Annotated in this window: 16 protein-coding genes and 2 pseudogenes; 2 read left to right on the top strand and 16 right to left on the bottom strand. The window is 60.0% G+C overall.

The window, feature by feature from the left end:
* The 10 genes and pseudogenes from GHO25_RS22060 to GHO25_RS22105 form a co-directional block, all read right to left on the bottom strand.
* Positions 1 to 512: pseudogene (locus GHO25_RS22060) on the bottom strand (energy transducer TonB); the annotation flags it as partial.
* 103 nt (positions 513 to 615) lie between these two features.
* Positions 616 to 1713, bottom strand: coding sequence for a sigma-54-dependent Fis family transcriptional regulator (locus tag GHO25_RS22065; protein ID WP_048372918.1), 1098 nt, complete (start codon positions 1711 to 1713; stop codon positions 616 to 618).
* A 225-nt stretch (positions 1714 to 1938) separates the two neighbouring features.
* On the bottom strand, positions 1939 to 2757 hold the full coding sequence (locus GHO25_RS22070; RefSeq protein ID WP_048372917.1) for an ABC transporter ATP-binding protein: 819 nt from the start codon (positions 2755 to 2757) through the stop codon (positions 1939 to 1941).
* Positions 2758 to 2771: 14 nt separating this feature from the next.
* Positions 2772 to 3542: an ABC transporter permease gene (locus GHO25_RS22075; RefSeq protein WP_178110185.1), complete on the bottom strand. Its 771-nt coding sequence runs from the start codon at positions 3540 to 3542 to the stop codon at positions 2772 to 2774.
* A 9-nt stretch (positions 3543 to 3551) separates the two neighbouring features.
* Positions 3552 to 4319: an ABC transporter permease gene (locus GHO25_RS22080; protein WP_153392403.1), complete on the bottom strand. Its 768-nt coding sequence runs from the start codon at positions 4317 to 4319 to the stop codon at positions 3552 to 3554.
* Positions 4319 to 5374 carry an ABC transporter substrate-binding protein gene (locus tag GHO25_RS22085; protein ID WP_048372912.1) on the bottom strand — a complete coding sequence of 352 codons (1056 nt, stop codon included), beginning with the start codon at positions 5372 to 5374 and terminating at the stop codon, positions 4319 to 4321. The genes GHO25_RS22080 and GHO25_RS22085 overlap by 1 nt, the downstream gene beginning before the upstream one ends.
* Before the next feature lie 65 nt (positions 5375 to 5439).
* Complete coding sequence (locus GHO25_RS22090; RefSeq protein WP_048373022.1) at positions 5440 to 6495, bottom strand: ABC transporter substrate-binding protein; 1056 nt, start codon at positions 6493 to 6495, stop codon at positions 5440 to 5442.
* A gap of 241 nt (positions 6496 to 6736) precedes the next feature.
* Positions 6737 to 8572 (bottom strand): annotated as a pseudogene (locus GHO25_RS22095) (ABC transporter ATP-binding protein).
* Positions 8565 to 10346, bottom strand: a complete 1782-nt coding sequence (locus GHO25_RS22100; RefSeq protein ID WP_153392405.1) for an ABC transporter ATP-binding protein — start codon at positions 10344 to 10346, stop codon at positions 8565 to 8567. Before GHO25_RS22100 ends, GHO25_RS22095 begins: the two are co-directional and overlap by 8 nt.
* A 100-nt stretch (positions 10347 to 10446) precedes the next feature.
* On the bottom strand, positions 10447 to 11616 hold the full coding sequence (locus tag GHO25_RS22105) for an LLM class flavin-dependent oxidoreductase (RefSeq protein ID WP_048372906.1): 1170 nt from the start codon (positions 11614 to 11616) through the stop codon (positions 10447 to 10449).
* A 338-nt stretch (positions 11617 to 11954) separates the two neighbouring features.
* Here GHO25_RS22105 and GHO25_RS22110 point away from each other — a divergent pair, with 338 nt between their 5' ends.
* Positions 11955 to 12683, top strand: coding sequence for a class II aldolase/adducin family protein (locus GHO25_RS22110; RefSeq protein WP_153331726.1), 729 nt, complete (start codon positions 11955 to 11957; stop codon positions 12681 to 12683).
* A gap of 90 nt (positions 12684 to 12773) precedes the next feature.
* Here GHO25_RS22110 and GHO25_RS22115 read toward each other — a convergent pair whose 3' ends face one another.
* From GHO25_RS22115 to GHO25_RS22140, 6 genes are all read right to left on the bottom strand, one after another.
* Complete coding sequence (locus GHO25_RS22115; RefSeq protein ID WP_153331725.1) at positions 12774 to 13814, bottom strand: ABC transporter substrate-binding protein; 1041 nt, start codon at positions 13812 to 13814, stop codon at positions 12774 to 12776.
* A 55-nt stretch (positions 13815 to 13869) separates the two neighbouring features.
* Entirely contained in the window at positions 13870 to 16083 is a 2214-nt protein-coding gene (locus GHO25_RS22120) for a TonB-dependent receptor (RefSeq protein ID WP_153392408.1), read from the bottom strand.
* Between the two features lie 247 nt (positions 16084 to 16330).
* A complete protein-coding gene (locus GHO25_RS22125) occupies positions 16331 to 17521 on the bottom strand; it encodes an MFS transporter (RefSeq protein ID WP_153336288.1) in 1191 nt (396 codons plus the stop codon).
* An 81-nt stretch (positions 17522 to 17602) separates the two neighbouring features.
* Positions 17603 to 19018 (bottom strand): aldehyde dehydrogenase family protein, encoded by a 1416-nt coding sequence (locus tag GHO25_RS22130; protein ID WP_153392410.1) that lies wholly within the window; start codon positions 19016 to 19018, stop codon positions 17603 to 17605.
* Between the two features lie 10 nt (positions 19019 to 19028).
* Complete coding sequence (locus GHO25_RS22135) at positions 19029 to 20621, bottom strand: GMC family oxidoreductase (protein WP_153392412.1); 1593 nt, start codon at positions 20619 to 20621, stop codon at positions 19029 to 19031.
* A gap of 53 nt (positions 20622 to 20674) precedes the next feature.
* Entirely contained in the window at positions 20675 to 22954 is a 2280-nt protein-coding gene (locus tag GHO25_RS22140; RefSeq protein WP_153372917.1) for a TonB-dependent receptor, read from the bottom strand.
* Between the two features lie 304 nt (positions 22955 to 23258).
* Between GHO25_RS22140 and GHO25_RS22145 the strand changes: the two genes are divergently transcribed.
* On the top strand, positions 23259 to 24416 hold the full coding sequence (locus tag GHO25_RS22145) for an MFS transporter (protein ID WP_153392414.1): 1158 nt from the start codon (positions 23259 to 23261) through the stop codon (positions 24414 to 24416).
* Positions 24417 to 24562: the final 146 nt, after the last annotated feature.

Raw genomic sequence — 24562 nt, forward strand, 5'->3', positions numbered from 1 at the left:
GGTGCAGGGGCGGCCACAGGCGGTGCTGGCGGCGTGGGTGGTTGCTCAACCGGTTTCGGCACGGGCTTGGGCACAGGCTTGACCACGGGTTTTGGCTTGGGCTTGGGCTTGGGCGGCGGAGGAGGCTTGACGGCCAACTCGTCCTCAACGGGCGGAGGCGGCTCAGCGACCGGCTGCACAATCGGCTCTGGCGGTGGCGGTGGTGGCGGTGTTTCGACCACCGGCGCCGGTTGCGAAAACTCGATCGTCATCGGCGGGATTTCCGGCGGCACGATCGGCAGCACCGGCGCCGGGTTCTGGCTGATCCAATAAATCACGGCGCCGTGCAACGCCAGCGCCAACACGCCGATCAGCACCGCTTCCGGGCGGCTCAAAATACGCTTGGGGGTACTTTGCAGCCGCCCCAGCGCCAGCGGTTCGCGATAGGCGCGGCCCAGATCGAGCAAGTCGCCGACCGGTGCCGTGCGCCATAACGCGTCCGGCACAGCGCTCGCGGTGTGGACTTTACCCATTGACTGACTCCGTTTAAAAAATGTTCGTGTTACACCCTCTGCAGGAGCGAGCTTGTCGCGCGATCTTTTGATCTTTCAAAAAGATCGCGAGGCAAGCTGGCGCCTACAGTGACTGACGTTGAGCTTCCTGGCTGGCGCTGCGCGGTGATTGCGCCAACTCGCCGATTTTTTCCAGGCGAGCCCGGACGATGTTTCGGCTAATCCCCAGCACACGGCCGGTTTGCAATTGGTTGCCATGGCAAAACCGGTACGCTTCACGAAACACGGTTTCTTCAATGCGCTCGTAAAGGTTCGGCAAATTCTGTTCAAACAATTTGGCCAAGGCTTCTTCAAGGCTTGCCGGGGGCACATTTGTCGGTGTGAACGCCGGGGGGCTGGTGGCGCGCACCCCGTGACTGCGCATATCGACCAGGTGCAAATCTTCGGGCTGCACACGCTGGTTACGGCACACCAATAGCGCGTGGTGAATCGAGTTCTCCAGCTCGCGAATGTTGCCCGGCCAGCTGTGGTCCAACAGCTTGCGCTCGCACTCAGGACTCAGCGTGGCGCGGTTGTAGCCCAGGCGCTGGCAGTGTTCTTCGAGAAAAAACTCTGCCAACGGCAGGATGTCACCGGGCCGCTCACGCAACGCTGGCAAGCGGATCGTCGCGACGTGCAAGCGGTAGAACAAATCCTCTCTAAAGTTACCCGCCACCACCGCATCGGCCAGGTTGACGTTGGTTGCCGCCACCAGCCGCACATTGATCGGGATTGGCGTACGGGAACCCAGGCGCACCACTTCACGCTCCTGTAATACACGCAGCAGCTTGACCTGCATGTTCAATGGCAAGTCGCCGATCTCGTCGAGAAACAACGTGCCGCCTTTAGCCGCCTCAAACCAGCCGGCCTTACTGGTGGTGGCGCCGGTGAAGGCGCCTTTCTCATGACCGAACAGTTCGCTCTCCACCAGCGATTCAGCGAAGGCGCCGCAGTTCACGGCAACAAAGGGTTCATCGCGCCGATAGCTCAGGCTGTGGATATGTCTGGCGACCAGCTCCTTGCCGGTGCCGGTTTCACCCATGATCAGCGCATTCGCGTCGCTGGGTGCCAAACGCTCTATGCGGTTGAGCAGTTCCAGCGAGCGCGGGTCCTTGAAAACCAATACGGTAGCGCGGACCGACTTAGTCAGTTCGCGAGCATGCGGATGAGTGATCAATGACATGGTGATATTCCTGAAACCAAGAGCGCTGAAGAATCATGCACGATATTTATATAGATTAAAAAAGTCTTAATTAGCATTTGCATATTCAATAAATGCATATAAGCGATTTTCTGTTCAATCTGTATAAACCCCCCGGGTACAGGGGCTCGCACGGCTGAAAAATCGGCTGTGAAAGGGTCCCGTCGCAGCGTGATGACGGGCTGAAAAAGCGTGTACAAATGGCGTCTATGGGTGAGCAGGGGCCTCGCGATCGTTGCCGACCAATTCCGTCAACAACTCGTCCTTGAGTGCCTGCAAACGCGCGCACTGGCGTTCACGCGGGTGCGGTAAATCGACGTGAACTTCGTGTTTGACTCGCCCTGGACGAGCGTCCATAACGATCACCCGGTCACCCAGGTACAGCGCCTCTTCAACATCGTGGGTGACCATGATCATCGTGCTGCGTTGTTGTACCCAGATCCGTTGCAACTCGCGTTGCAAGTGCACGCGCGTCAGTGCATCGAGAGCACCAAACGGTTCATCGAGCAGGAGGATTTTCGGTTTATTGATCAGTGCGCGGGCGATGGCAGCGCGTTGCGCCATACCGCCCGACAACTGATGCGGGTAGGCCTTCTCAAACCCCTGCAAGTTGACCAGTTGAATATGCTCGGCCACTAACCTGGCTTTTTCGGCGCTGGATAAACGGTGATTTTTCAGCGCGAGCGCGATGTTTTGCTCAACGGTTTTCCACGGGAACAGGCGGTGGTCCTGAAACACGATGCCGCGTTCCAGGCTAGTCGAGACAATGCGTTCACCGTCGAGCAGAATGTCGCCGCTGTACTCGGCTTCCAGGCCGACAATCAGTCGCAGCAAAGACGACTTGCCGCATCCGCTGGCGCCGACAATGCTCACGAACTCGCCCGGCTTGACCGCCAGATTGATGTTTTCCAGCACCGTCAGCGGTTTGCCTTCAATGGCGTACTGCTTGCCCAGCCCACGAATCTCCAGGGCGCCGGGCAGATGCCGGGTCGGGTCCAGCCAGTGTTGCTTGAGAGGTGCATTCATGTGGGATCCCGTATTCAACGAAGATCACGCCAGCGCAGCAAATGCCGGCTGAGGCGCGAAAACAATTGGTTCATGGCGTAGCCGAGCAAACCAATGCACAGCACGCCAATAATCACGACTTCCATGCGTGAACCGGCCTCGGCATTCATCATCAGATTGCCCAGCCCGGCACCCGTCGAAAGAAACAGTTCGGCGCCCACCGAACTCACCCAGGCAAACGCCAGCGCATGCAGCACGCCATTGTTCAGGGAGGGCAGGGCGCTGGGCAGCAACACCTGAGTCAGTTGCTGCCACGGGGTGAACGCGAAGATCTTGCCGACCTCGCGATAGCGCGGCTCGATATGGCTAAACCCCTCATACGTGTTGAGGGTCATCGGGTAAAACGCGGCGAGGCTGACAATTAGCACTTTTGCCCCTTCACCGCTGTCGAACCACAAGGCAATCAACGGAATCAACCCCAGAATCGGCACTTGGCGCAGGATGTGGTAAAGCGGCCCGAGTCCCCGTTCAATCACCCGTGACAGAGCCATCGAGGCGCCGACCAGCAGCCCCGCCGTGACCCCGATCAGCAGCCCAAGGCAAGTACGTTGCAGGCTGGCCAGGGTGCTGATGAGCAGCGCGCCGCTGTCGATCAAATCGACAAACCCTTTGCCGATCGTCGCCAACGGTACAAAGGCGTAGGCCTGCGCAGCACCCTGACGGGAGCAGAACTCCCAAAGGCCGATCAGCAGCACCGGCAGCAACAGGCCACGGCAACGGCGCAGCAGGGCAAGCAATACGTTCATGGGCTTCTCCTAGCGGGCTTTCCAGCGCAGCAAACGTTTTTCCAGCAGGCGAAACCCGTAATCGAGAGCAAAGCCGATCAGCCCGATCACCACCACCCCGACCATCACACTATCGATGCGCATCATCTGCCGGCTCATCTCGATCATTTGCCCCAACCCGCTGTCAGCCGCGAGCAGTTCCGCAGCCACCAGCACCATCCACGCGCGGCTCAGCGCTACGCGCAGGCCGGTGAGAATCGGTGGCGCCGCTGCTGGAAAGATCACTTCCAGCACCAGGGCACGCCATGGCAGGCGGTATACCCGCGCGACCTCGAAGTAACTGCGCGGGATGGCCTTGATGCCTTCGCTGGTGGCCAAGGCCACCGGGAAGAACACGGCTTTGGTGACGATTACGATCTTGAAGGTTTCTTCGACCCCAAACGCCAGGATGAACATCGGAATCAACGCAATCGAAGGTATCTGTCGCACCGTGTGAAACAGCGGTGCGCAGTAGTGCTCGACGGTTTTTGACAGCGCCAGGGCAATCCCGAACAGCAATCCGGCACCGGCCCCAAAGGCAAAACCGATAGCCAGGCGGCTCAGGCTGAACTGGATGTGCTCAAGCAATTCACCGCTGTGCTGTAGATCCTTGAAGGCCTCCCAGACCACTGAGGGTGGCACCAGCAATTGCTCGGAGTAACGCCCGGAACCTGCCACTAGCGTCCACACCACCAGCACCAGCAGAGGTGAGAGCAGCCAGGTCAGGCGGATCAGGTTGCGCCGGATAAGCGTGCTCATCAGATGGCCAGCCTGGTTTTGTCCAGCACCGCTTCCAGCGGTCTCGCATCCACCCAGTCGCGGACATCAAAAGCCCGTTCGATAAAGTGATGGCGGTGCAAGAAGTACGTCAGGTCTTGCAGGGCCAGCAAGGACTTTTCTTCGAGGCGAGTCACCAGTCGACGGTGGGCGTCTTCACCGTAGGCTGCGGCGACGAAGTACTCACTGGTGTTCAGTTCACGGGCCAGAAAGCGTCGGGTTTCGTCGGCATGGCTCCAGGCCCACTGCTCGGCACGCAACACGGTTTCGACGATCAGCGCGGCGGCATCGAAATGCTCGTCGAGCATGTGCTGATCGACGGTCAGCGTGCGCGGTGTACCGATGTTGCTGCGCACCATGGGGTCCGGGTGCGAGCCGGTGTCTATCACCACATGCAAACCGAACTCGTCGGCCAATTGCACGGCGTGCGCGCCCTTGGCGAATATCGCGTCAATGTCCCCCCGCAGCAAACCGATCAACTCATTGTTGCGGCGTTTGCCCTGAGTGCTTTTAAGGGCGATCTGTGCGCCGAACACATGGCGGATTTGCTCGTCGCTGTGTTTACCGCCGTAGGGATAGTCCACCAGTTCTACATCGCCGATGTTCAGCCCTTCGAGTTGTAAGGCGTTTTCTAAAGCGCGCAGGGCCTGGGCGCGACCGAAATCGATCTGAACGTTGGCCCACTTGGGGATGCCAAAGCGTCGGTCGCGTAAGTCACGAATGGTTTTAACCCCGCTTTCCGGGGTGGTCAGGATCAGTTGCACTTCGTCCGTCCAGGACAGCCCCAGCACACGGGTATTTTTGCCGCTGGCCTTGGCCCAGATCGCGGGGGTGTTGCCGCCATGGCGGACTGAATTATCGAGGTGATGATCGAAATGTGCTTCGCGTATTTCCCGGTCAGATGACTCGCGCAGCGCTTGAATATTGGTGCCGTAAGGGCGAAATGCCTCGGCAAGGCGCCCTGATTCAACAGCGATGCCAAGTCCGGTGGGCACGGGGCTGTGTGTGTACCAAAGCGTATCGAGAGTTTTGCTCATGCAGTTACCCAGGCCATTTAAAAAGTGAAGCGGGCAGGGAATCCGTCCCTGCCCGGTACCGCGCATCAGCCCGTGCGTGTGGCCAATGACGTGCGCAAGGCTTCGAGTGGGCGGTTGTCGACCCAGTCATTCACCGAGAACGTGGTGGGGATGAAATTCCAGCGCTGCAGGAAGTCGGTAAAGTCCTGAACGGCATGCACTGAACGCTCGTCGAGATTGGTGCGCAAGCGCTGGTGGGCGTCTTCGCCATAGGCTGCCGTGACCCAGTATTCGCTGCTGTTGGTTTCGTGGGCGAGGAAGCGGCGGGTGTCTTGCGGGTGGGTCCAGGCCCACTCTTCGGCGCGGATCACCGAAGACAGAATCGCCACGGCGGTGTCGAAGTGGTTATCCAGCAAATGGCTGTCGACACTCAACGTGCGCGGCGTGCCATTGTTGGAGCGAATCAAGGGTTCTGGGTGAGAGCCGGTGTCGATCACTGTGTGCAGGCCAAACTGATGAGCCAATTGCACGGCATGTGCGCCCTTGAGGAATATGGCGTCGACTTCGCCGCGCAGCAGGCCCACCAGCTCAGCGTTTTGCCCACCGTCACGGCGGCCGCCGAAGTTGGCAATGCCATTGATCACATGGGTGGCTTCATCGCTGAACGTGCCGCCGCGCACATAGTCGACCAGCTCTACATCCTTGACCTCAAGGCCATCGAGCTTGAGGGCGTTTTCCAGGCCGCGCAGAGCTTGTGCGCGAGTGAAGTCGATTTGCGCGTTGACCCAGTGCGGCAAGCCGAATTTACGACCCTTGAGGTCTTTGACGGTTTTGATGCCGCTGGAGGGCAGGGTCAAGATCAGTTGAACCTCATCGGCCCACGACAGCCCGATAACGCGTGTATCACGGCCACTGGCCCTGGCCCAGATCGCCGGAATATTACCGCCGTGGCGCACCGAGTTTTGCAGGGTGTGATCGAAGTGTGATTCACGCACCGTTTGTTCGTTGGACTCGCGCAGTGACTGGATGCGCGTGCCTTGTTGTTCCAGAACTTCCTCCAGCCAACCCTTTTGAACCGCGATGCCAAGCCCGGTGGGTACAGGGCAACGGGTGTACCAGAGTGTTTCGAGGGGATGAGACATTGCACGTTCTCCAAAAAAATCGAGGATCGACAGGTCAAAGAGCAACCCCACGGGTTGCCGGTAAACCTTGTTTGCAACGCTCATGCCACGCTTTTGTTCAACGCTGAAGTCGCCGGTTTGCGGGGCTTTGCGCGATCTTGGGGGGCGCGGCGCAGGGCCGATTGCTGCTGGAGCAGCAATCGATCAGCAAGGGCTCTGGGGGATCAGCAACAGTGGCAGCCACTTTTGCCGCGGGCCAATCTCAAGCCGGGTGCAGTGCCTGCGAGCGCGCATACGTGCGGTACAGCGATGCATACACACCGCCCTTGGCCAGCAATGCGCTGTGATTGCCCAGTTCCACCAGTTTGCCGTTGCCGACCACGGCAATGCGGTCGGCATCGCGAATGGTGGCCAGACGGTGGGCAATGATGATCGCGGTGCGGCCTTGGCACAGCTTGCGCAAGGCTTTTTGAATGCGCCGTTCGGTGTGGATATCCACCGCCGAGGTGGCTTCGTCGAGCACCAGCACCGCCGGGTCGGCCAGGTAGGCGCGGGTCAGACAGACGAGTTGCCGTTGCCCGTGGCTAAGGTGTGCACCAAGCGCCCCCACTTCGGTGTGATACCCATGCGCCAGACGCTCCAGCACCTCACTGGCTCCCAATTCCTGCGCCGCCGCGATCAGTTGTGCATCGCTGGCCCCGGGACTTGCCAGGCGCAGGTTGTCGAGGACGCTGCCGCTGAATAGCACGTTGTCCTGCAGCACCACGCCAACATTGCGCCGCAGGTGCTGTTGGCTCAGGTGCCGGATGTCGATGCCGTCGAGTTTTACCGTGCCGTGCTGCACGTCATAAAAGCGCGTGAGCAATTGCACCAAGGTGCTTTTGCCATGCCCTGATGGGCCGACAATCGCCAGCACTTCACCCGCCGGAATATGCAGGTCAAAATCATCGATCACAGGCCGGGAGCCCGGTACATAGGCGAACCCCACGCGTTCGAAGTCCACTGCACCTCGGGCTTTTTCAAGGGCCACCGGCGTATGGCTGTCGGTGATTTCCGGTTGGGTGTCGAGTAGCAGGAAAATCCGCTGTGCCGACGCCGAGCCGGTCGCGTAACGTTCAAATAAGTCCGAGAGTTCTTGCAGCGGCCCCAGAAACAACATCACGTAAAACAAGCTCTCGGCCACTTGCCCGACCGTCAGTTGGCCTTGTGCCAGGCCCTAGGCGCCGAGCATCAGCAAGACCGCCATACCCAGCGCGGCAAGGAGCCCGGTGAACGGGGCAAACCAGCCCGAGCGCAGGTTGCCGCCGATCAGTGCATCGTTGAAGTCTTCGAGCAAGCGCCGATAGCGTTGCTGGTTGGGTTGCTGCTGCACGCATTGCTGGATCATCCGTGCCCCGGCCACGGTTTCGACCAGGTGTGCGGTAAAGCGGCTGCGGTTTTCTGCCACTTTGGCCCAGGTGCGCTGCGAGATGCGTTTGAAGCCCCAGGTGGCGAAGAACAACAGCGGGACGATGCTCGCCAGACTGAAGAAAAACAGCGGCGAAATCAGCCACAGCATCACCGACGCGACACCGCAGCGCAGAAGTGCGCCCAGCAGTTCCGGAGGCCCTTGAATCAACAGCGATTCGAGGCTGTCGACGTCCCGGTCGGCGCGCGAAATGATGCGCCCGGCCTTGGTCCGGTCGAAGTAGCCAATGCTCAGGGCCTGAACGTGGCTGAAGACCCGGATGCGCAGCTCATTAAGGACGCGGATGGCTGCGCTGCCAGCGACGTATTGCGAGATCCCGGCCAATACAAAGCGTGCGCTCCAGGTCATGAAAAGGCCAACCCCGAGCATGGCAACTAATGAGGTGTTGAGCAGCCATTGGTTGTCCTGATGGACCAGCCCGCGATCCAGCAGTTCGCGCACGAACCAGGGCCGCAAAAACACCGCAAACACCAGCAGCAGTTCCAGCACAATGACGGCGGCAATGCGCCCGCGCACCGGGCCGAGCAAGGGCAATAGCCGAGTGAACATGCTGCGGTCCAGGGCTTTTTTGGCCAGCGACTCTTCAATCTCAATGTCGCTGAGGGCTTTTCCAGGTAAGGCATTAGCCATGCTCGACTCCCAGCAGATCACGATAAAAAGCGTTGCGCTGCACCAGTTCGGCATGGCGACCGCTGTCGGCGATGTGGCCATCTGCGAGCAGCAGCACGCGGTCGGCCAGCAATAGAGTGGAGAGCTTGCTGGAGATGATCAGCAAAGTGGTGCCGCGTCCTTGGTCTTGCAGCAAGCTGCGGATGTTCTCGATCACCCGCCGCTCAGTCACCGAGTCCAGCGCGCTGGTGGCGTCGTCAAGGCACAGAATGTCCGGTTTCGCCAACAATGCGCGGGCCAGGTTGATGCGCTGGCGCTGGCCGCCAGACAAGGTCACGCCACGGTCGCCGAGCGCGGTATTGAGGCCCTGCGGTAAACGTTCGAGCACATCGTCTGCGGCTGCCATGCTCAGCCCCCAGCGCAGGGTTTCATCACTGGCATCGGGGGCGGCAAGGCGTAAGTTGGCGGCGAGGGTATCGGAAAACAAAAAGCTCTCTTGAGGCACTACATGCACGCGCTGGCGCAGTTCATCCAACTTGAGCGTGCGCACGTCTTGCCAGCCATCGCGGCTCGACCCGACGAGCACGGCGCCCTGTTCGGCATCGGTCAAACGTGGCAGCAGGCTGGCCAACACGCTTTTGCCAGCACCCGTGGCGCCCACCAGGGCAACGACTTCGCCGGGCTGCACGGTCAGGCTGCACTGGTGCAGAATGCGTTGCCCGCCCCCCGGTGCCTCAACGCTGACCCGTGCAAGGCACAACCCTAGCGGGGCTTTGGAGAGAGGCTCGCTGGCGCTTTGAATGGCCAATGGCGCGTCGAGCAATTGCCAGATGCGCTCTGCCGAAGCTCGCGCATCGGCGAATACCTGCATCACTCGGCCAATGCCTTCGATACGAAAAATCAGCGTGGTGACAATCAACAGCGAGGTCACCCATTCGCCCACCCCTAGCCGGCCGTCACGCACCAGGCAGGCGCCGTAGATAAATATCCACACGTGGCTCAGCGCGACCACTACCTGTGGCAGCGGGATACGTGAACTGGCAAAGGCCAGGGCCAGGCGTGCCTGCTCGGCAAAAAAGTCGACTTGTTGGTTGAAACGCTCAATACGCCCGGCTTCCAGGGCAAATGACTTGATCACGCGGACCCCGCCAATCCCTTCGCTCAGGTCTTGATTGACCCGGTCATAGGCAGCCCCCACTTCGCGGTCGAGCACCAGCAGCCGTTCGGTCTGGCGTACAAATATCCACAGCCCCACACCTGTCAGCAGCAGAGGCACCAGCCCGAGCCACAGGTTATAGCCGATCAGCAGACCGACAGTGGCCAGCACGATGAGTGGGGTTTCCACCAGTTGTCGCCAAAAACTGATCAAGGCGTCACGCAATTTATCGGCATCGCGGGTGGTGCGGCTGATCATTTCGCCCATGCCGTGTTGCCAGTGATAACCCAGGTGCAGGCTTTGCACGTGTTGCAGGATGCGCTCGCGCAATCGGGTCAACAGCGCCTGGCTGAGGATCAATGACAGGACGCCAGCGCTGTACTGGGCGATGCCGCGTATCAAAGCGACGCCCAGCAGCAGCCACAGCCAGAACCACGCTCGGCTGGCGTCGAGGTTGCCATCGGCGAGGCGGACCATGGCGTGACCATTGTTGACCTCATTCAGAGCATTGCCGATTAACCATTGCTGCAGGGCTAACCCACCGCTGACCACTACAAACAGCGCTGCGGTCAAGGTAAAGCGCCAAGGCATTTCTCGGTAGATCAGCAGGCTTCGCAGCAAGGGATAGTGCTTGATCATGGGTTCCATTCTTTGTGGACCGATACGCGGATCGTCAAAACCCCGCAGACACTGACGTGTGTGCGGGGTGGTATGAAGGGGTGAAACGCAGGGCTGAGTTTCAGCCAGCGGCCTTGAGGCCAGCCGTGACCGGCGCGGTCTCGGCTACAGGGCGCTGGTGCACAAGCGGCAGCACTTCCTGGCCAATACGCAAGGCTTCTTCCAGGTGCGGGTTACCGGCCAGGATAAAGGTCGAGAAACCGGCATCGCGGTACTCGGCCAGCCGCTCGGCAACGTTCTCGTGGCTGCCCACCAGGCCAATGGTGGGGCCGGGTTTGGCCTTGCCGAAACCGGCCCACAGGTTGGGTCCGATGATCAGGTCTTCGAAGCGTTGGGAGTTCTGGTGGTAGGCGGTTTGCCGGGCGGCACCCACGGAGTCCGAACCGCTGGCGAAGTTCTTGATGAAGTCGCTGGTCTTGGCGTCGATACGCTCGTATTGGCGGCGCAAGTCTGACCAGGCGGCCTCTTCGGTCTCGCGGGCGAACAAGTCGATACGAATGCCGAAACGGACTTCGCGGCCTTGTTTGTCGGCCAGTTCGCGCACGCGCTCGATGTGCGGCTTGAGTTTATCCACCGGCTCGGCCCAGTTCAGGTAGACGTCTGCATGGCGGGCGGCAACGTCCAGTGCCGGGTCGGAAAACCCTGAGAAGTACACCCCGGGCTTGCGCTCTTTGGTCAGGCCGCGTGGCAGCGAGCCGTTTTCCAACTGATATATATCGCCCTGATAAGAGAACGATTCGTTCTCCCACAGACCCTTGATGATGTCGAGGAACTCGCCGGTGCGCTGGTAGCGTTTGTCGTGTTCCAGGAAGTCGCCGTTGGCCCGCTGTGACGCCGGGTTGCCGCCGGTGATGATGTTCCAGTCCAGGCGCCCGTGGCTGAGGTTTTGCAGAATCGCCGCTTGCTGCGCGGCATAGGCGGGCAGGGTCCAGGTGGCCTGGAAGGCGATCAGAAACTTGATACGGCGGGTTTCACGGGCCAGTGCGGCAGCCGCGATCCATGGCTCAGGGCCGGTGGGCAGCAGTGCGCCTTCAAAGCCTGCCAGCTCAGCGGCTTTGGCCACCTGAGCGATGTAGTCGATATAGGTGAAGCCGTCAGGTTCGCCATTGGGCAAGCGGCCGGGGGCGATATTGCCGGGGCGGTAAATCGCACTGCCACGGGTGTTTTTATCACTTGCCAAATCATGCCCATCACTGCCCAGAGGCAGGCGCCAGAAGAACTCGGTACTCATGAATAACTCCAGAGTGACAGTGGTCGGGCTCATCACCTCGAGAGCCGCGTTACCGAGGTAATTGCAACGCCTGTGCCAAGGCCCCGGAGCCCTCTGGATCGGGGCTTTGCACAATGGCCCCGGGTGTGATTGCTGGTGCAGCAGCAATTGATCAGCACGTCATGCTGGCACCGCAGCAAGATCAACAGCAGGTGGCGGAATAATTCTCTGATCTTTAATAAATGTCTTTTAAAACAACGCGTTAATTTTTGTGTCGGGGCTGGCACAGGAAGTGCTGTGTAGCGGGCATGCCCGGATTTTCGCCCGGCATTACTAATCGATTAGCTGGAGCCTACGCCATGACCCACTCGTTGACCGTTGAACAACTGAGCTTCCTTGAGCAAGCCAAACGCGATTTTGCCAAAGCGACTCGTGTGCTGAAAAACACCCGTACGCTGACCGCTACCAATACCTTCCAGGCGTATGTGCGAGTGCCGCAAACCCGTTTGGTGATTGCCCTGCATGCGCCCGGCCCGTGGGCAGATGACGAAGAGATCCGCGCCGTGGTCGCTGACTACGACGGCGAGGTATATCTGGACGAATCGGTTGAAGGCCCGCTAAGCGGCCGCAAGGCTGGGGGCAATGGCAAGCGTTATGCGGCGATCTTTGCCCAGCGCCCGGAAGTGAACGTGGTGACGCATGTGCACACGCCATGGCTGGGTGGTTGGGCCAGCGCGCATCAAGTGCTGCCGATTCGCTATGCGGCCTCGCAACGGGTGACCTTGGCCCGCGAGTTGCCGATCTACATTGACCGTCGACAGCCCGAGGCTGATTTCATTGTGCAGAACCTGGAAGCGAACCCGCACTTGCCGGCGATTCTGGAAGCCAACGGCGGCGCAACCTTCTGGGGCACAGGAATTATTCAAGTGGCCAAGTTGATCTTGTTGATTGAAGAAGGCGCCTGGTTCCAGGGCCTGGCCGAAGGCTTGGGCGGTTCCAAAGAGTTTGGCCCAGGGGTTCTGGAGCAGCAGTGGAACATGACCGGCCTGTGGGCCGAGGGTAAAAAGTTGCTGGAAAACGCGGCTTAAGGTCCAGCCAAACGGCAGGAGCGAGCTTGCCTCTCGATCTTTGACACGGTCAAAAGATCGCGAGACAAGCTCGCTCCTTCAGGGTGTCGATTACTTCCACTCCTCGGTGAGGTTGAGGTTCTTCAGGCCCTGTTTGACGAAGCGGTCGTCGAGCAAGTTATCCACATTGACGTCTTTGCGGATCAACTTGGACTGCAAGCTATAGGCGATGCCGTCGGCGTAGTGCTGGCGCAAGGTGGCGTTGATCAACGGGCTGAAGTGATCTTTCCAGGCTTCACCTTGCACTTCGCGCAGCAGCACGCTTTGCGGCTGGCCCGATTGCGAGAGCAGGGCGATGTACTCGGCCTTGTGCTCATCTTGCGAGGCCCATTTCAACGCTTTCAGGTAAGCATCGACCACCAGTTGCGTGACCTCGGGGTTTTGCGCGATGAAGTCTTTGGCGCCAAACAATTCGGCTCGCATTTTCCAGTCCAGAGGTGCCTGTTTGCTGGACCAAATGATCTTGCCGACTTTTTTGTCTTCCAGCAAAAAGGCGTCACTCAAGGTGAATAACCCGTCGATTCGCCCCGCACTCAACGCCGCACCACCGGCCTGGGGGTTGAGGTTGAACAGGCGGAAATCGTCGAACGCCAAGTTGCGCGACTCCAGCAGTTTGGCAAAGGACAGCTCCCAAGGCCGACCCCGATGCAGGGCAACGCGTTTGCCTTTCAGGTCGTCAATCGAGGTGGCCGTCGAGTCGGGCGGCACTACCAGGTAAACGTTGTTGCCGATGCCGCCTGCGGCAATCAGTTGGGTCGCAACGCCGGAAGCATTGAGGATGATGCTCGGCAGGTCGCCGTAGAACGCAAAGTCGATGCGTTTGTTGGCGAACTCTTCATTCACGAACGTGCCCACCGATGCGGTGGCGGCCGGCACCCATTGCAGTTCGACGCCGCGTTGTGCCAGTTGCTCTTTGAGCCACGGGTCTTTGTCCATCAAATAGGTGGGGCCGTTGAACGTGATTTTGCCCGCGTTGGAGTACGCGACGGTAGCAATGCGCACGGTCTTCAAGGGCTCGGCGGCGTAACTTGCGGAGCTGGCCAGCAGCCCCAGCATCAGCAACGGGCTTAACAGAAAGCGCGAAAATTTCATAAGACGGTCTGCCTTGTAGAGCGGCGATCGGAAGTTTTCCGGTCGCCGGGGTTGATCAGAAACGGCTGGTCACGGAGATACCCACGGTGCGCGGGTCGCCAAACATCACCCCGGCACTCTGGTAGCCGCCGGGCAAGGTGTGGCTGCGATACTCCTTGTCGGTCAGGTTGTGCACATAAGCGGTAACTTCGCTTTTGGCGCCTGCCAGCTCATACGTGACCCGTGCGTTGCCCAGGGTATAACCGCCGCTGCGCATGCCCTGGCTCTGGTCGTTGGTGAAGAAGTACTGTCGGCTGCGGGTGTCCCAGTCGGTGCCGAGAATGATTGCACCCCCCACGTTCAGCGCGATTCGGTAGTCGGCGCCAATCACCGCCGACACATTGGGTGCCCGCACGAACGTGTTGCCCGAGTAATCGTTGCTGCCCGAGGTGTAATCGGTAAATTCGGTGTGCAGCAAACCCAAACCGAAGTTGACGTGCAGGTTTTCGACGGGGATGGCTTCGAGTTCGAATTCGGCGCCATACACTTCACCCTGCGCACCGTTGGCCAAACGGGACACGGTCTGGTTGTTGATCGCACTCACGATGTTTAACTGGATGTCCGAGTAGTCGTAATAAAACGCGCTGGCGTTGGCATTCAAGCGGCCATCGAACCATTCGGATTTAAAGCCCAGTTCATACGCGGTCAGGTATTCCGGATCTACGGTGGCCACGGTCGACTGGGTGGTGACGCCAGCGTTATATCCTCCGGAGCGGAAGCCCTTGGAATAACGCAAGTACACACGGGCATGGTCTGAAAGCTTGTACTCAGGGGTGACGTCGTAAGTCCAGTCACTCCAGGTATTGCTGTCATCTTGCACGGCGGTGATGCCCAAGGGCGTGGTGACATTGCCGGGTTTCCACCAGTTACCGCCAGCAAATCCGGCCTGGCCGATGTTGGCCACGCGGTTGAGGTCGATGGATTTACGCTCGCGGGTCCAGCGCAGGCCGCCGGTGAGGCTGAAGGCTTCGGTGAAGTTGTAGGTCACGCTGCCAAACAACGCGTAGCTCTCGCTGGTCTGGTCGTAGGCGACACGGTTGTAGTAGCGGCTCACGTACGTGTTATCCAGCGCGGCGCTGGCGGTTTTGGCGTCCAGGTCTTCGTGGAAGTAATGGAAGCCGGCCACCCAGTTCAAGCGGTCAGTACGTGGCGAGGTCAGGCGAAACTCTTGTGACAGCTGACGACTGTCGACGTAGGCGTAGCCGCGTTGAAGTTCCAGCGGGGTGTTGTCGCTGTCGCTGACGCCTTCGCGGTTAAATGCTTCGATGGCGCTGATCGAGGTGAGTTGCAGGTCGCCCAATTGCCAGTTGAGGTTGAGGTTGGCACCGTCCTGCTTGATGTTCGCGCGGTTCTTGGCGTTGTAGTAAACGCTGCCTTGCTTGGGGTCGACGTGATAGCCGAACTGGTTATTGCCGTTGGGGCCTATGCCGTAGTTGACCGAGCTGGAGCTGCCGGTGTCGTGATAGCGGCGACTGTGAACGTTCAGGTTGGCCTCCAGATCATCCGACAGCACGGCTAGCAACTGCAGACGAATCGCATCATCCTCCAGCGCGCCCTGATCGTTGTCTTTGGCCTTGTTCTCGTTGTAGCCGTCGTTGCCTTGATGACGGATCGAAACCCTGGCGGCGAGTTTGTCCTCGATCAGCGTATCGCCGTAGGCACCTTCTACTGCACGGTTGGCGTAGTTGCCGACATCGACCTTAAAGTAGCCGTCCTCTTTAAAGGACGGTTTTTTTGAGATGAAGTTGATCGCGCCGCCTGTGGTGTTCTTGCCCCACAACGTGCCCTGTGGCCCGCGCAACACTTCGACCCGGTCCAGATCGAACAGCGGGAAACCTGTCGCGCTGATGTTCGAGATATACACATCGTCCATGTAGATTCCGACCGGGCTGACTGTGTTGGCGCCCTGATCGCCCGTGCCCAGACCGCGGATCCACCAGCGTGGGCGGCCATGCCCGTCGACGGTGCCGGCCGAAGCGTTGGGAATATAGCGGGTGATTTCATTCGCTGAGTTCAATGACGCCTGGCGGATTTTGTCGCCGCTGAGCACCGAGACGGGGGCAGGCACTTCCTGCACGCTTTCTTCGCGTTTTTGTGCGGTGACCGTGACCTTTTCAAGGGTTGCGGAAGGGGGGGCAGAAGCCTGCGGGTCTACGTTGTCGTCGGCGATGAGGTAGGTGCTGTTAAGACTTAAGGCGATAGCCATCGATAAGGTGGTTCGACTAAACATGATGCTCCCTGTGACTGTTGGATCAAGCGTTAAACGCGCTCGAAATGGCCAGTTTCAGGCCAGTACCTTGGCCCGTTAACAGGGGGTATTGCAGCAACCGTACCGAGATTGAAAACGGCTGATTAAAAACGTAAGTAACTGAAAGTAAATGTAAAAAAATAGCGTGCCAACGCGGGAAAAGAGGGCAGGGTTGCTGGTACAAAAGCACCTGCTGCGAGGGTGCTGCAAGAGCAGCACCCCGGCCGCCTTACGCAGGCACTAACGGGCTGGATTCGTTGCGTTTAAAACCCAGCGGCAACAGGAACAACGGCAGCAGGCTGGAGACAATCAACGCGACGAAAAACGGCACACGGGTCGGCAAGGCGAACAGCGGATAGAGCAGTACCGGCCCCAGAAACATCGAGATGTACAGCGCTTGCTCGGCAATACCGCCTGCGCCCATGACGTCGCCATTGCGGGTCATTTTCGGGATGCTGGTGAACACCCAGGCCACCACGAAACTGCTGAAAAAGCCTTGCGCCACTTTGGCGGCAATCGCCACGTCAACGCTCACTCCAGGGATAAACACCAGCACCTCAAGCGTCACGCCAATCAAGGCACCGGCGACGACGCTGATGGGCCCGATGACGCGCAGGTTGAGGATAAAACCGGCGAACAGTCCGGCCACCACACTGGACAGGATGCCCACGGTCGAGATCACGCCGATGGTCGCGGGCGCGACTTTCAGCACGTGAATCAAGTAGTCCGGGGTAATGGTGATCAACCCGAGGGCCACGGTCAGTGGTGCCCCCACCGCCGCTGCCAGGCGCAGCGCAGACGGGTCGGCGTAAATCTTGAAGACCTGGGACAGCGGTTTGCGTTCGGCGCGGTTGGCCAGGTTGATCGACGGCAGCAGCGGCGTGGCCAGTAACAGCAGCAACAAAATCACCGCATGGCCGCTGAACGCGATGCGCCATTGGCCGTTGTCGCCGCCGATGTAGGGTGACACGGCAAAAATCGCAATCGCTCCGCCCAGCGGCGACGCCACCGACCAGAACGCCAGGGCGCTGGTGCGGCGTTTACCGTGGGTGGTGTGCACCAGCAGCGCCAGCGCGGCCAGCACGACGCTGATATAACCGGCGCCTTCGATAACACGCAGGGTCAATAAGGTCGAAAACTCAGTGGTCTGGCTGGCCAGGTAACTGCACACGGCTGCGACGATCAGGCCGAAGATAATGGCGCGTCGTTCGCCCACGCGCGCCACCCCCCAGTTGACGACTGGCGAAGCGATCGCCGCAACGATGGCCACAGCCGACACCACCCAACTGGCGTGAGAAGGGCTGACCGAATAGGCTTTGGCGATGTCGGCGATCAGCAGAATGGTTTTACCGTGGCACGCCGCGATAATCACGGCGAAGGCAAGGGTCAAGATAATCGAGGGCCAGCTACCGGGGCGCATAAGAAATCCTTCATCAGAAATAAATCAAACCGTGTAGGAGCGAGCTTTTAAAGGATCAAAAGCTCGCTCCAACAGAGGCGTTTAAACCACGGGGCGAGCGACGTTGAGCACTTGCAGGTCACTGAAGGCTTCATAGCCGCGCAACCCGCCTTCGTAGCCAAGACCGCTCCATTTGTAGCCGCCCTTCGGTGCGCCGGGTTGCACTTCAAGGTGCTGGTTGACCCAGGCCAAACCTGCATCCAGACGCCGCGCAATGGCCTCGCCGCGGGCGATGTCACGGGTCCATACCGAGGCGCCCAAGCCGTAAGGGCTGGCGTTGGCCTGGCGGATGGCGTCTTCGACGTCGCTGAACGGGATCACCGGCAGCACTGGCCCGAACTGTTCTTCGTCTACCAGCGCAACGCCTGCGCCAATCCCGCTGACGATGGTCGGGGCAAAGAAATAGCCCGGGCCTTCAGGCTGCTCGCCACCGCTGTGGATCACTGCGCCGTGCTTGCGAGCATCGGCCAGCAGCGCCTTGACGCGCTCCAACTGCTGGCGATTGGTCAATGGCCCAAGCTCGGTTTGCGCGTCGAGGCCGTGACCCAGACGGGTTTTTTCGGCACGGGCGACCAACGCGTCGATCAGGGGCTGGAACAGGCTTTCGTGGACATATAGGCGCTTGATCGCGAAGCACACTTGGCCGCTGTTCCAGAACGCGCCCCAGAACAACGCTTCAGCAATGGCCGGTATGTCAGCGTCTTCGAGCACCAGCGCGGCATCATTGCCGCCCAGCTCCAGCGTCAGGCGCTTGAGGTCATTGGCGGCGCCCGCGTACAGACGTTTGCCGGTGGCGACGCTGCCGGTGAAGGTGATGTGGCGAACCAGAGGGTGATTGCTGAGTTGCTCACCGACTTCACCGTCCCCGGCGACGATATTCAGTACGCCCGCCGGGAACACGTCTTTGAGCAGTTGGCCCAGCAAAAGGGTCGACAGCGGGGTGTGCTCCGATGGTTTTGCCACCACGGTGTTACCCGCGTGCAGCGCCGGGGCGAGTTTGAGCACCAGCAAAATGATCGGCACGTTCCACGGCGTGATTGCCGCGACCACACCCAGCGGGCGGCGCTCAATGCTTGCCCGACGCTGCCCGTCGTCGCGCAGTATTTCGGCACCCGGCGCTTCGAAATGGGCGTAGTAATCGAACGTGGCCGCTGCGCCCGCAACTTCACCAAGGGTAAAGCGCAGCGGGCGACCTTGCTCGCGGCTGATCAGTTCGGCCAACGACTGGCTGTTTTCACGCAGCACCGAGGCTGCGAGTGCCAAGGCCGTGCGTCGGGCTTGCGGGTTTGCCGCCCAATCCGTAAAGGCGTTATGGGCGGCGTTCACAGCGGTATCGACCTGTGCCTGACTAGCGCGTGCGGCGTAGCCGACGACCTGCTCAGTGGCCGGGTCGAGCACTTCATCGTCCTGCTTGCCGGGGTGCAATTGTCCATCGATCAACAAGGCGTAGTGAGTCATGGGGAGATCCTCAGGCGTTAGCCAGAATAAGGTCGGAGAGTTTTTCGGCGATCATCACCGTGGGCAGGTTGGTGTTGGCGGTCGGAATCACCGGGATGACGGAGGCATCGGCGACGCGCAAACCCTGTACGCCCAATACGCGCCCGGCAGGGTCAACCACCGCCAGCGGGTCATCGGTGCGGCCGATACGGCATGTCCCGCTGGCGTGCCACACACCGCCCACATGGGTGCGCAGGTAGCGTTCAAGGGCGTCATCGTCGGCCAGCAAGTCGGCCAGCAGCGGGCCCTCCAGTGTTGTCTCGGCAAAGCGGTTCAAGCGTGGCGGGCCGCTGAATGCTGCGACTTCGGGGCTGGCAAAAACCTTGGCCAGCAACCGCAGGCCTTCACGCAGGCGCTCAAGGTCGCGGCGATCAGAGAGCAGGTTGAACTCAACGTGCGGGTAATCTGTTGGGTCGTTGCTGTGTAGGCTCAGGTGCCCGGTGGAGTCTGGTTTGTTGACCCACAGCACGGCGCCTGCCGTGCCCAATGCCGCGTTGCGGGCGATCCCCAGGTACAAATCCCCCGGCACATCCGGGTTGACCCCGGACGAGACCCGCGCCGCCAGCAAGTGTGCAGAACCCGGCTCATCGCTCGCCGGGAGGTTGTCATGCAGGCGCGCGGTGAGCCCGATGGAGCTATAGTCCCATAAATTCTGGCCCACGCCCGGGCGGTCGGCGATCACGCTGATGCCCAGGTCGCGCAACTGATCGGCGGGGCCAATGCCGGCCCTTAGCAGTAACGCGGGGGATTGCAGGGCGCCCGCCGCCAGGATCACTTCGCTGGCGCTGACGTTCAGCGGTTGGCCGTTGCGCAGCACTTTGACGCCGGTAACGGTCTGTCCGTTCAGGCGAAGTGCCTGGACTTGAGTGTGGGTCCACAGCGTCAGGTTTCTGCGTGAGCGCACCTCGGGGTTGAGGTAGGCCCGTGCGCTGGATACCCGTTGTTGGTATTCGATGCTGACGGCGGGCGCAAAATAGCCGTCTTCGAAGCGTCCGTTCTGGTCGACGATATTGTCCAGCCCCAGGCTGTGCAATGCATTGGCTGACGCACGGGTGAAACTGCCCCAGCGTCGCGAGTCAATTCGGGCTATCGGCAGTGGGCCGCTGTGACCGTGCTGCTCAGGGTCGCTCAGGCCAAAGTCGATGTCATGTTCCAGCTTGCGGAAGTACGGCAGTACGCCTTGCCAGTCCCAGCCTTCGGCGCCTTGTTCGGCCCATTGGTCGTAATCGCGGGGCAGGCCGCGGTTGGCGACCATCATGTTGACGCTTGAGCCGCCGCCCAGAATGCGCCCTTGCTCGTAACGCTGCGGGTCGCGTGGGATGTCCGGGTGCTGGCTGGCGCGCAATACGTTCAGACCCGGCCAGAAAAAGCGATCGCCCGCCTGGCGTGGCAGCCAGGGTTGCAGGCCGTCAAGAATCTCGTTCGGGGTGTTGTTGTCAGGGGTGTCGGCGCCCGCTTCGATCAGCAGCACGCGTTTGTCTGCACGCGCCGACAGACGATTGGCCAGCACGCTGCCCGCGGTGCCGCCTCCCACGATGATGTAGTCGTAATGCTCAGTGCTCATGCAGGCTCCTCGGGGCGGCGGTTGTGCCAACCGCCCCTTTTAGCTGGGGACGGTTAGAAACCAACACTCACGGAGGCCACCAGCGAGCGCGGCTGGCCTCGATAGTATTGAGGCGCGCCGAAGAAGTTTGCGTCGCTTGGATCGGCGTCGATGGTGCCGGACTTCACGCCAGACAGGTATTGCTTATTGAAGAGGTTGTTGGCGTTAAGGCTGACGGTGGTTTCTTTGAGCCCACTGACCAGGTCTTTGAAGCGATAACCCAGGTTCGCGTCGAAGACGGTGTAGCCGCTGATTTTCTGGTTATTGGCCAGATCGCCGTAGTAGCTACCGGTGTAACGACCGAGGAAGTTGGCGTAGAAGGCCTGGTTGTCATAACCGATGCCTGCGTTGAACAACTGGCGCGGGGTGTCGAAGAGCTGTTTGCCTTTGGTGTCTGCGCTATGGCCGCCCGCGCTGTAGTTTGAATCTTGCTCGGCGCTGAGCAGGGTCAATGAGCTGAAGTAGTTGAAGTTGGCAGGCAGTTTGCCATTCACCGACAGTTCCAGGCCTTGGGTGGTGACGCTGCCCGCGTTGAAGTAGGAGGTCACGCCGGTCAGCTGTTGATACGCCGCCTGACGGTTTTTGAACTGGTCGTAGAACAATGCGGCGCTGACCAGGGTTTTGTCAGTGCTGTAGCGCCAGCCGATTTCCTGGTTCCAGGTCAGCTCGGGTTTCTGTTTTTCAACGCCATTGACGCTGCCGTATACCGAGGCAATGGCCGGTACACGCATGTTCGAGGTGGTGTTGTAGTAAAGCTGGTTTTCTTTATCAAGCTGGTAGCTGAGGCTCAGGCTCGGCAGGAAGCGGTTGTAGTCTTCGGTGTTGCTGTAACCCTTCAGGAGGTCATCGCCCTTGAGTTCAGTGTGCTGCCAGGCGAGGCCTGCGGTCAGGGTCAGGTCGCTGACAATGTTCCAGGTGTCCTGCAACCAGAGCTTTTGCGTGGTGATCTGGTTGGCCTGGTTGGTGTTGTAGTAGATGTTGCCGTTGCCATCGCGAATCGGCGTGCTGCCGTCGATGCTGGCCGGTTTACCGTTGCCTTTGATCGGCGTGAAGATGAACTGGTTGCGGGCGTGGGTGTAGTCGGTCCACAGGCCTAGTTGCAGCACGTTGTTGTCGGCCAGGGTGAAGTCCAGGGTGTTGCTCGACCCGATGCGGTATTGGGTAGGCAATAATTGCAACGACGCGGGCACGACCGGATCCAGCGCATCGCCGTCGTGATTGACGTCGGTGCCCAGCTTGGTTTCGTTGACCGCTGCGGTGGCGATGGATGCGGTGCCGTCCGTGACCCGGACGTAATACGGGTTCACCTTCAGTTGCACACCGTCCGACAGGTTGAACACACCGTTCAGGCCATAGGTCTGGATTTTAAAGTCGGCCCGCGAGTTGGGCGCACTTGGGCCGGGTACGGTAATGTCGGGCACGCCGTTAATGCCGCCCTCCGTGGGGTAAGCCTTGGTTGGGTAGCCGTGGTCATATTTGTTGGCGCGGTATTGCGCCAGCGTGGGCGACAGATAGCTGTTGGTGCGCATCAGGAAACTGGAAAACAGCGCGTTGATCTGGTTGCCGTCGCCCCACTTGTACTGCACGTTGCCTTCGAAGCGGTTGGACGACAATTCGCCGTCTGAGTCGTCCCACAAGTCGGCGGTGGTGCGCGAGGCCGACAACCAGGCGGACAGGCCATCGTGCTCGCCGGTGTTGACCCGCACGAACTCACGATAGAGGTTGTTGCTGCCGATGCTCTGTTTGTACAACACGCCGCTTTCTTGAGTGGGCGCGACGGATTTGATCTCGACGCTGCCACCGCTGGCCGTCAGGGTGGGTGCGTTAATGGAGGCGCCGCCGTAAATCACCGAGACCGATTCGTAGTTTTCCGGGTCGCCCATGAAGTCGGCATGCGGCGTAAGGAACTGTGGATCATTCAGCGGGATGCCGTCGCGGGTAAAGCCCAGTTGGTCCTGCGAGAAGCCCCGAATGTTCAGCGAGCCTTCGGTAATGCCGCTGGAGTCGCCACCGCTTGAGTGCACGCCGGGCAGGTACTTCAGCGCCCCGGTGACCGCACTGTCCAGGCCGACAAACTTTTGCAGTTGGGCCTTGGTGAGTGTGGCTTTGGATTCTGGCGCCTTCTCTTGTTTGGCATCGCCGACCAGTGTATCGGTGGCCTGGTTTTGCCCCTGGACAACGACGGTGTCGAGTACCGAGTCACTGGTTTGTGCGATGGCATGACCCGAGACCAACAGCGTCCCCGATATAGAAATCGCCAGCCCCGTTTGTTTGATTCCACTTAGATACTGCATGAGTGTATTCCCCGGTTTGTAAGCGTTTGAGGGGGAACTTTGCATGCCATGTGCCATGGTGTTTGGTCCCGTGTTTACGGGGGGTAAAGCCATGTTTACGGGATGGTTGCTGATACAGCAGCAAGGGTGTGCGCCGAGGCTGCTGCTGGAGCAGCACAGCAGTAGCAATGATTTTTTGGGCACATTTCGACGTTTGTCGGCGCAGTGGGTTTTTGTGTTTTCGGGACCGCCCCAGGCGCTGAAAAAAGCGCATGATTGCGCGTGCCGCCATCGCCGAGCGGTCATCCATGGAAGGGTTGTGCGCATGCAATCGCCGAGTGCGGAATACACCGATCCACCCCGCTGGTTAGTGCTGGCCAAGATCAATGCGCTGTCGGTGCTGTCGCAGATTGTGCAGATCGGCACCATCACGCCGCTGCTGTCCATGTCACTGGAACAGCGAGGCGTCAGCGCAGCGAAAATCGGCGTGGTGGTCAGCGCTTCGTGGATCGCGATTTTGCTGCTGTACAAAATCGTCCCGCGTGTTTTGGGTTCACTCGGCTTGGTCAAGGCCAACGTGCTGAGTGCGCTGCTCACTAGCCTGGCGTTGCTGGGCATGACATTGACTGAGGATCTGGTTCTGATCTTCGGCCTGAACTTTGTGCTGGGCGTGGGGTTGATCTTGCGCTGGATCGCCTGCGACACCTGGATCGTTGTCGTGTCGTCGCGCGACGGCCGCGGGCGAGCCATTGGTGTGCATGAAACCCTGATGGGCCTGGGCATTGCGATTGGCCCGTTGCTGCTGGTGGTGTTCGGTGTTGACGGCGCGCTGCCGTACTACGCCTGCGCGGCGATCGTGCTGCTATCGGGCGCGCTGGCGCTGACCCTTAAAAGCCACGATTCGCAGCCGCAAACACCGCAAGAAAAAGCCCATGGCAAATTCTACGGCCTCATCCCCATCGCCTTGGGCGCCGCCTTGATTGCAGGGTTTGCCGAAACCTCCACGGTGTCGTTTCTCGCGCCCTACAGCCTGGCAGCGGGCTACCCGCTGACGGCCGCGACGCTGCTGATCTCCGTCTTCGGGCTGGGCGGCACCTTGCTGCAACTGCCCATCGGCTGGATGGCTGACCGCAGTTCCTACAAAATCGCGCAATTGATCTGCGGGCTGCTGCTTTTGCTGGGCACCTTGGCCATCCCCTTCAGCCAGCCTTTGCCGTGGCTGGCGGCGCTGGTGGTGTTTGTCTGGGGCGGAGCGATTGGCGGCATGAACACCGTGGCCGTGATTGAAGCCGCCGACCGCGTGGGCAAGCATCAAGTGTCGACCGCCATGACCGCGATAGCGCTGTTCTACACCTTGGGCGGCGTACTGGGCCCCATCGCCACCGGGGCCGTGGCGACGTACATCAGTGATCAGGCGCTGATGCTGTGCATCGCTGCTGTGGGGGCTGTATTTGCCGCAATGCTGGTGTTTCGAAAAGCGTAATAGTGCGCACGAAAACCTGTAGGAGCGAGCTTGCCTCGCGATCTTTTGATCTTTTAAAAGATCGCGAGACAAGCTCGCTCTTATCAAACATAAAATAACCCATTGTTTTTATTCAAAAAAACTACCCAACTTTTTCCAGCCTCCAT

The sequence above is a fragment of the Pseudomonas sp. FSL R10-1350 genome (genome assembly GCF_009600525.1).
GTDB lineage: Bacteria > Pseudomonadota > Gammaproteobacteria > Pseudomonadales > Pseudomonadaceae > Aquipseudomonas > Aquipseudomonas helleri.

Coding starts and splice junctions, on each gene's coding strand:
- GHO25_RS22065 (WP_048372918.1), bottom strand. CDS start 1,713: ATGTCATTGATCACTCATCCGCATGCTCGCGAACTGACTAAGTCGGTC.
- GHO25_RS22070 (WP_048372917.1), bottom strand. CDS start 2,757: ATGAATGCACCTCTCAAGCAACACTGGCTGGACCCGACCCGGCATCTG.
- GHO25_RS22075 (WP_178110185.1), bottom strand. CDS start 3,542: ATGAACGTATTGCTTGCCCTGCTGCGCCGTTGCCGTGGCCTGTTGCTG.
- GHO25_RS22080 (WP_153392403.1), bottom strand. CDS start 4,319: ATGAGCACGCTTATCCGGCGCAACCTGATCCGCCTGACCTGGCTGCTC.
- GHO25_RS22085 (WP_048372912.1), bottom strand. CDS start 5,374: ATGAGCAAAACTCTCGATACGCTTTGGTACACACACAGCCCCGTGCCC.
- GHO25_RS22090 (WP_048373022.1), bottom strand. CDS start 6,495: ATGTCTCATCCCCTCGAAACACTCTGGTACACCCGTTGCCCTGTACCC.
- GHO25_RS22100 (WP_153392405.1), bottom strand. CDS start 10,346: ATGATCAAGCACTATCCCTTGCTGCGAAGCCTGCTGATCTACCGAGAA.
- GHO25_RS22105 (WP_048372906.1), bottom strand. CDS start 11,616: ATGAGTACCGAGTTCTTCTGGCGCCTGCCTCTGGGCAGTGATGGGCAT.
- GHO25_RS22110 (WP_153331726.1), top strand. CDS start 11,955: ATGACCCACTCGTTGACCGTTGAACAACTGAGCTTCCTTGAGCAAGCC.
- GHO25_RS22115 (WP_153331725.1), bottom strand. CDS start 13,814: ATGAAATTTTCGCGCTTTCTGTTAAGCCCGTTGCTGATGCTGGGGCTG.
- GHO25_RS22120 (WP_153392408.1), bottom strand. CDS start 16,083: ATGTTTAGTCGAACCACCTTATCGATGGCTATCGCCTTAAGTCTTAAC.
- GHO25_RS22125 (WP_153336288.1), bottom strand. CDS start 17,521: ATGCGCCCCGGTAGCTGGCCCTCGATTATCTTGACCCTTGCCTTCGCC.
- GHO25_RS22130 (WP_153392410.1), bottom strand. CDS start 19,018: ATGACTCACTACGCCTTGTTGATCGATGGACAATTGCACCCCGGCAAG.
- GHO25_RS22135 (WP_153392412.1), bottom strand. CDS start 20,621: ATGAGCACTGAGCATTACGACTACATCATCGTGGGAGGCGGCACCGCG.
- GHO25_RS22140 (WP_153372917.1), bottom strand. CDS start 22,954: ATGCAGTATCTAAGTGGAATCAAACAAACGGGGCTGGCGATTTCTATA.
- GHO25_RS22145 (WP_153392414.1), top strand. CDS start 23,259: ATGCAATCGCCGAGTGCGGAATACACCGATCCACCCCGCTGGTTAGTG.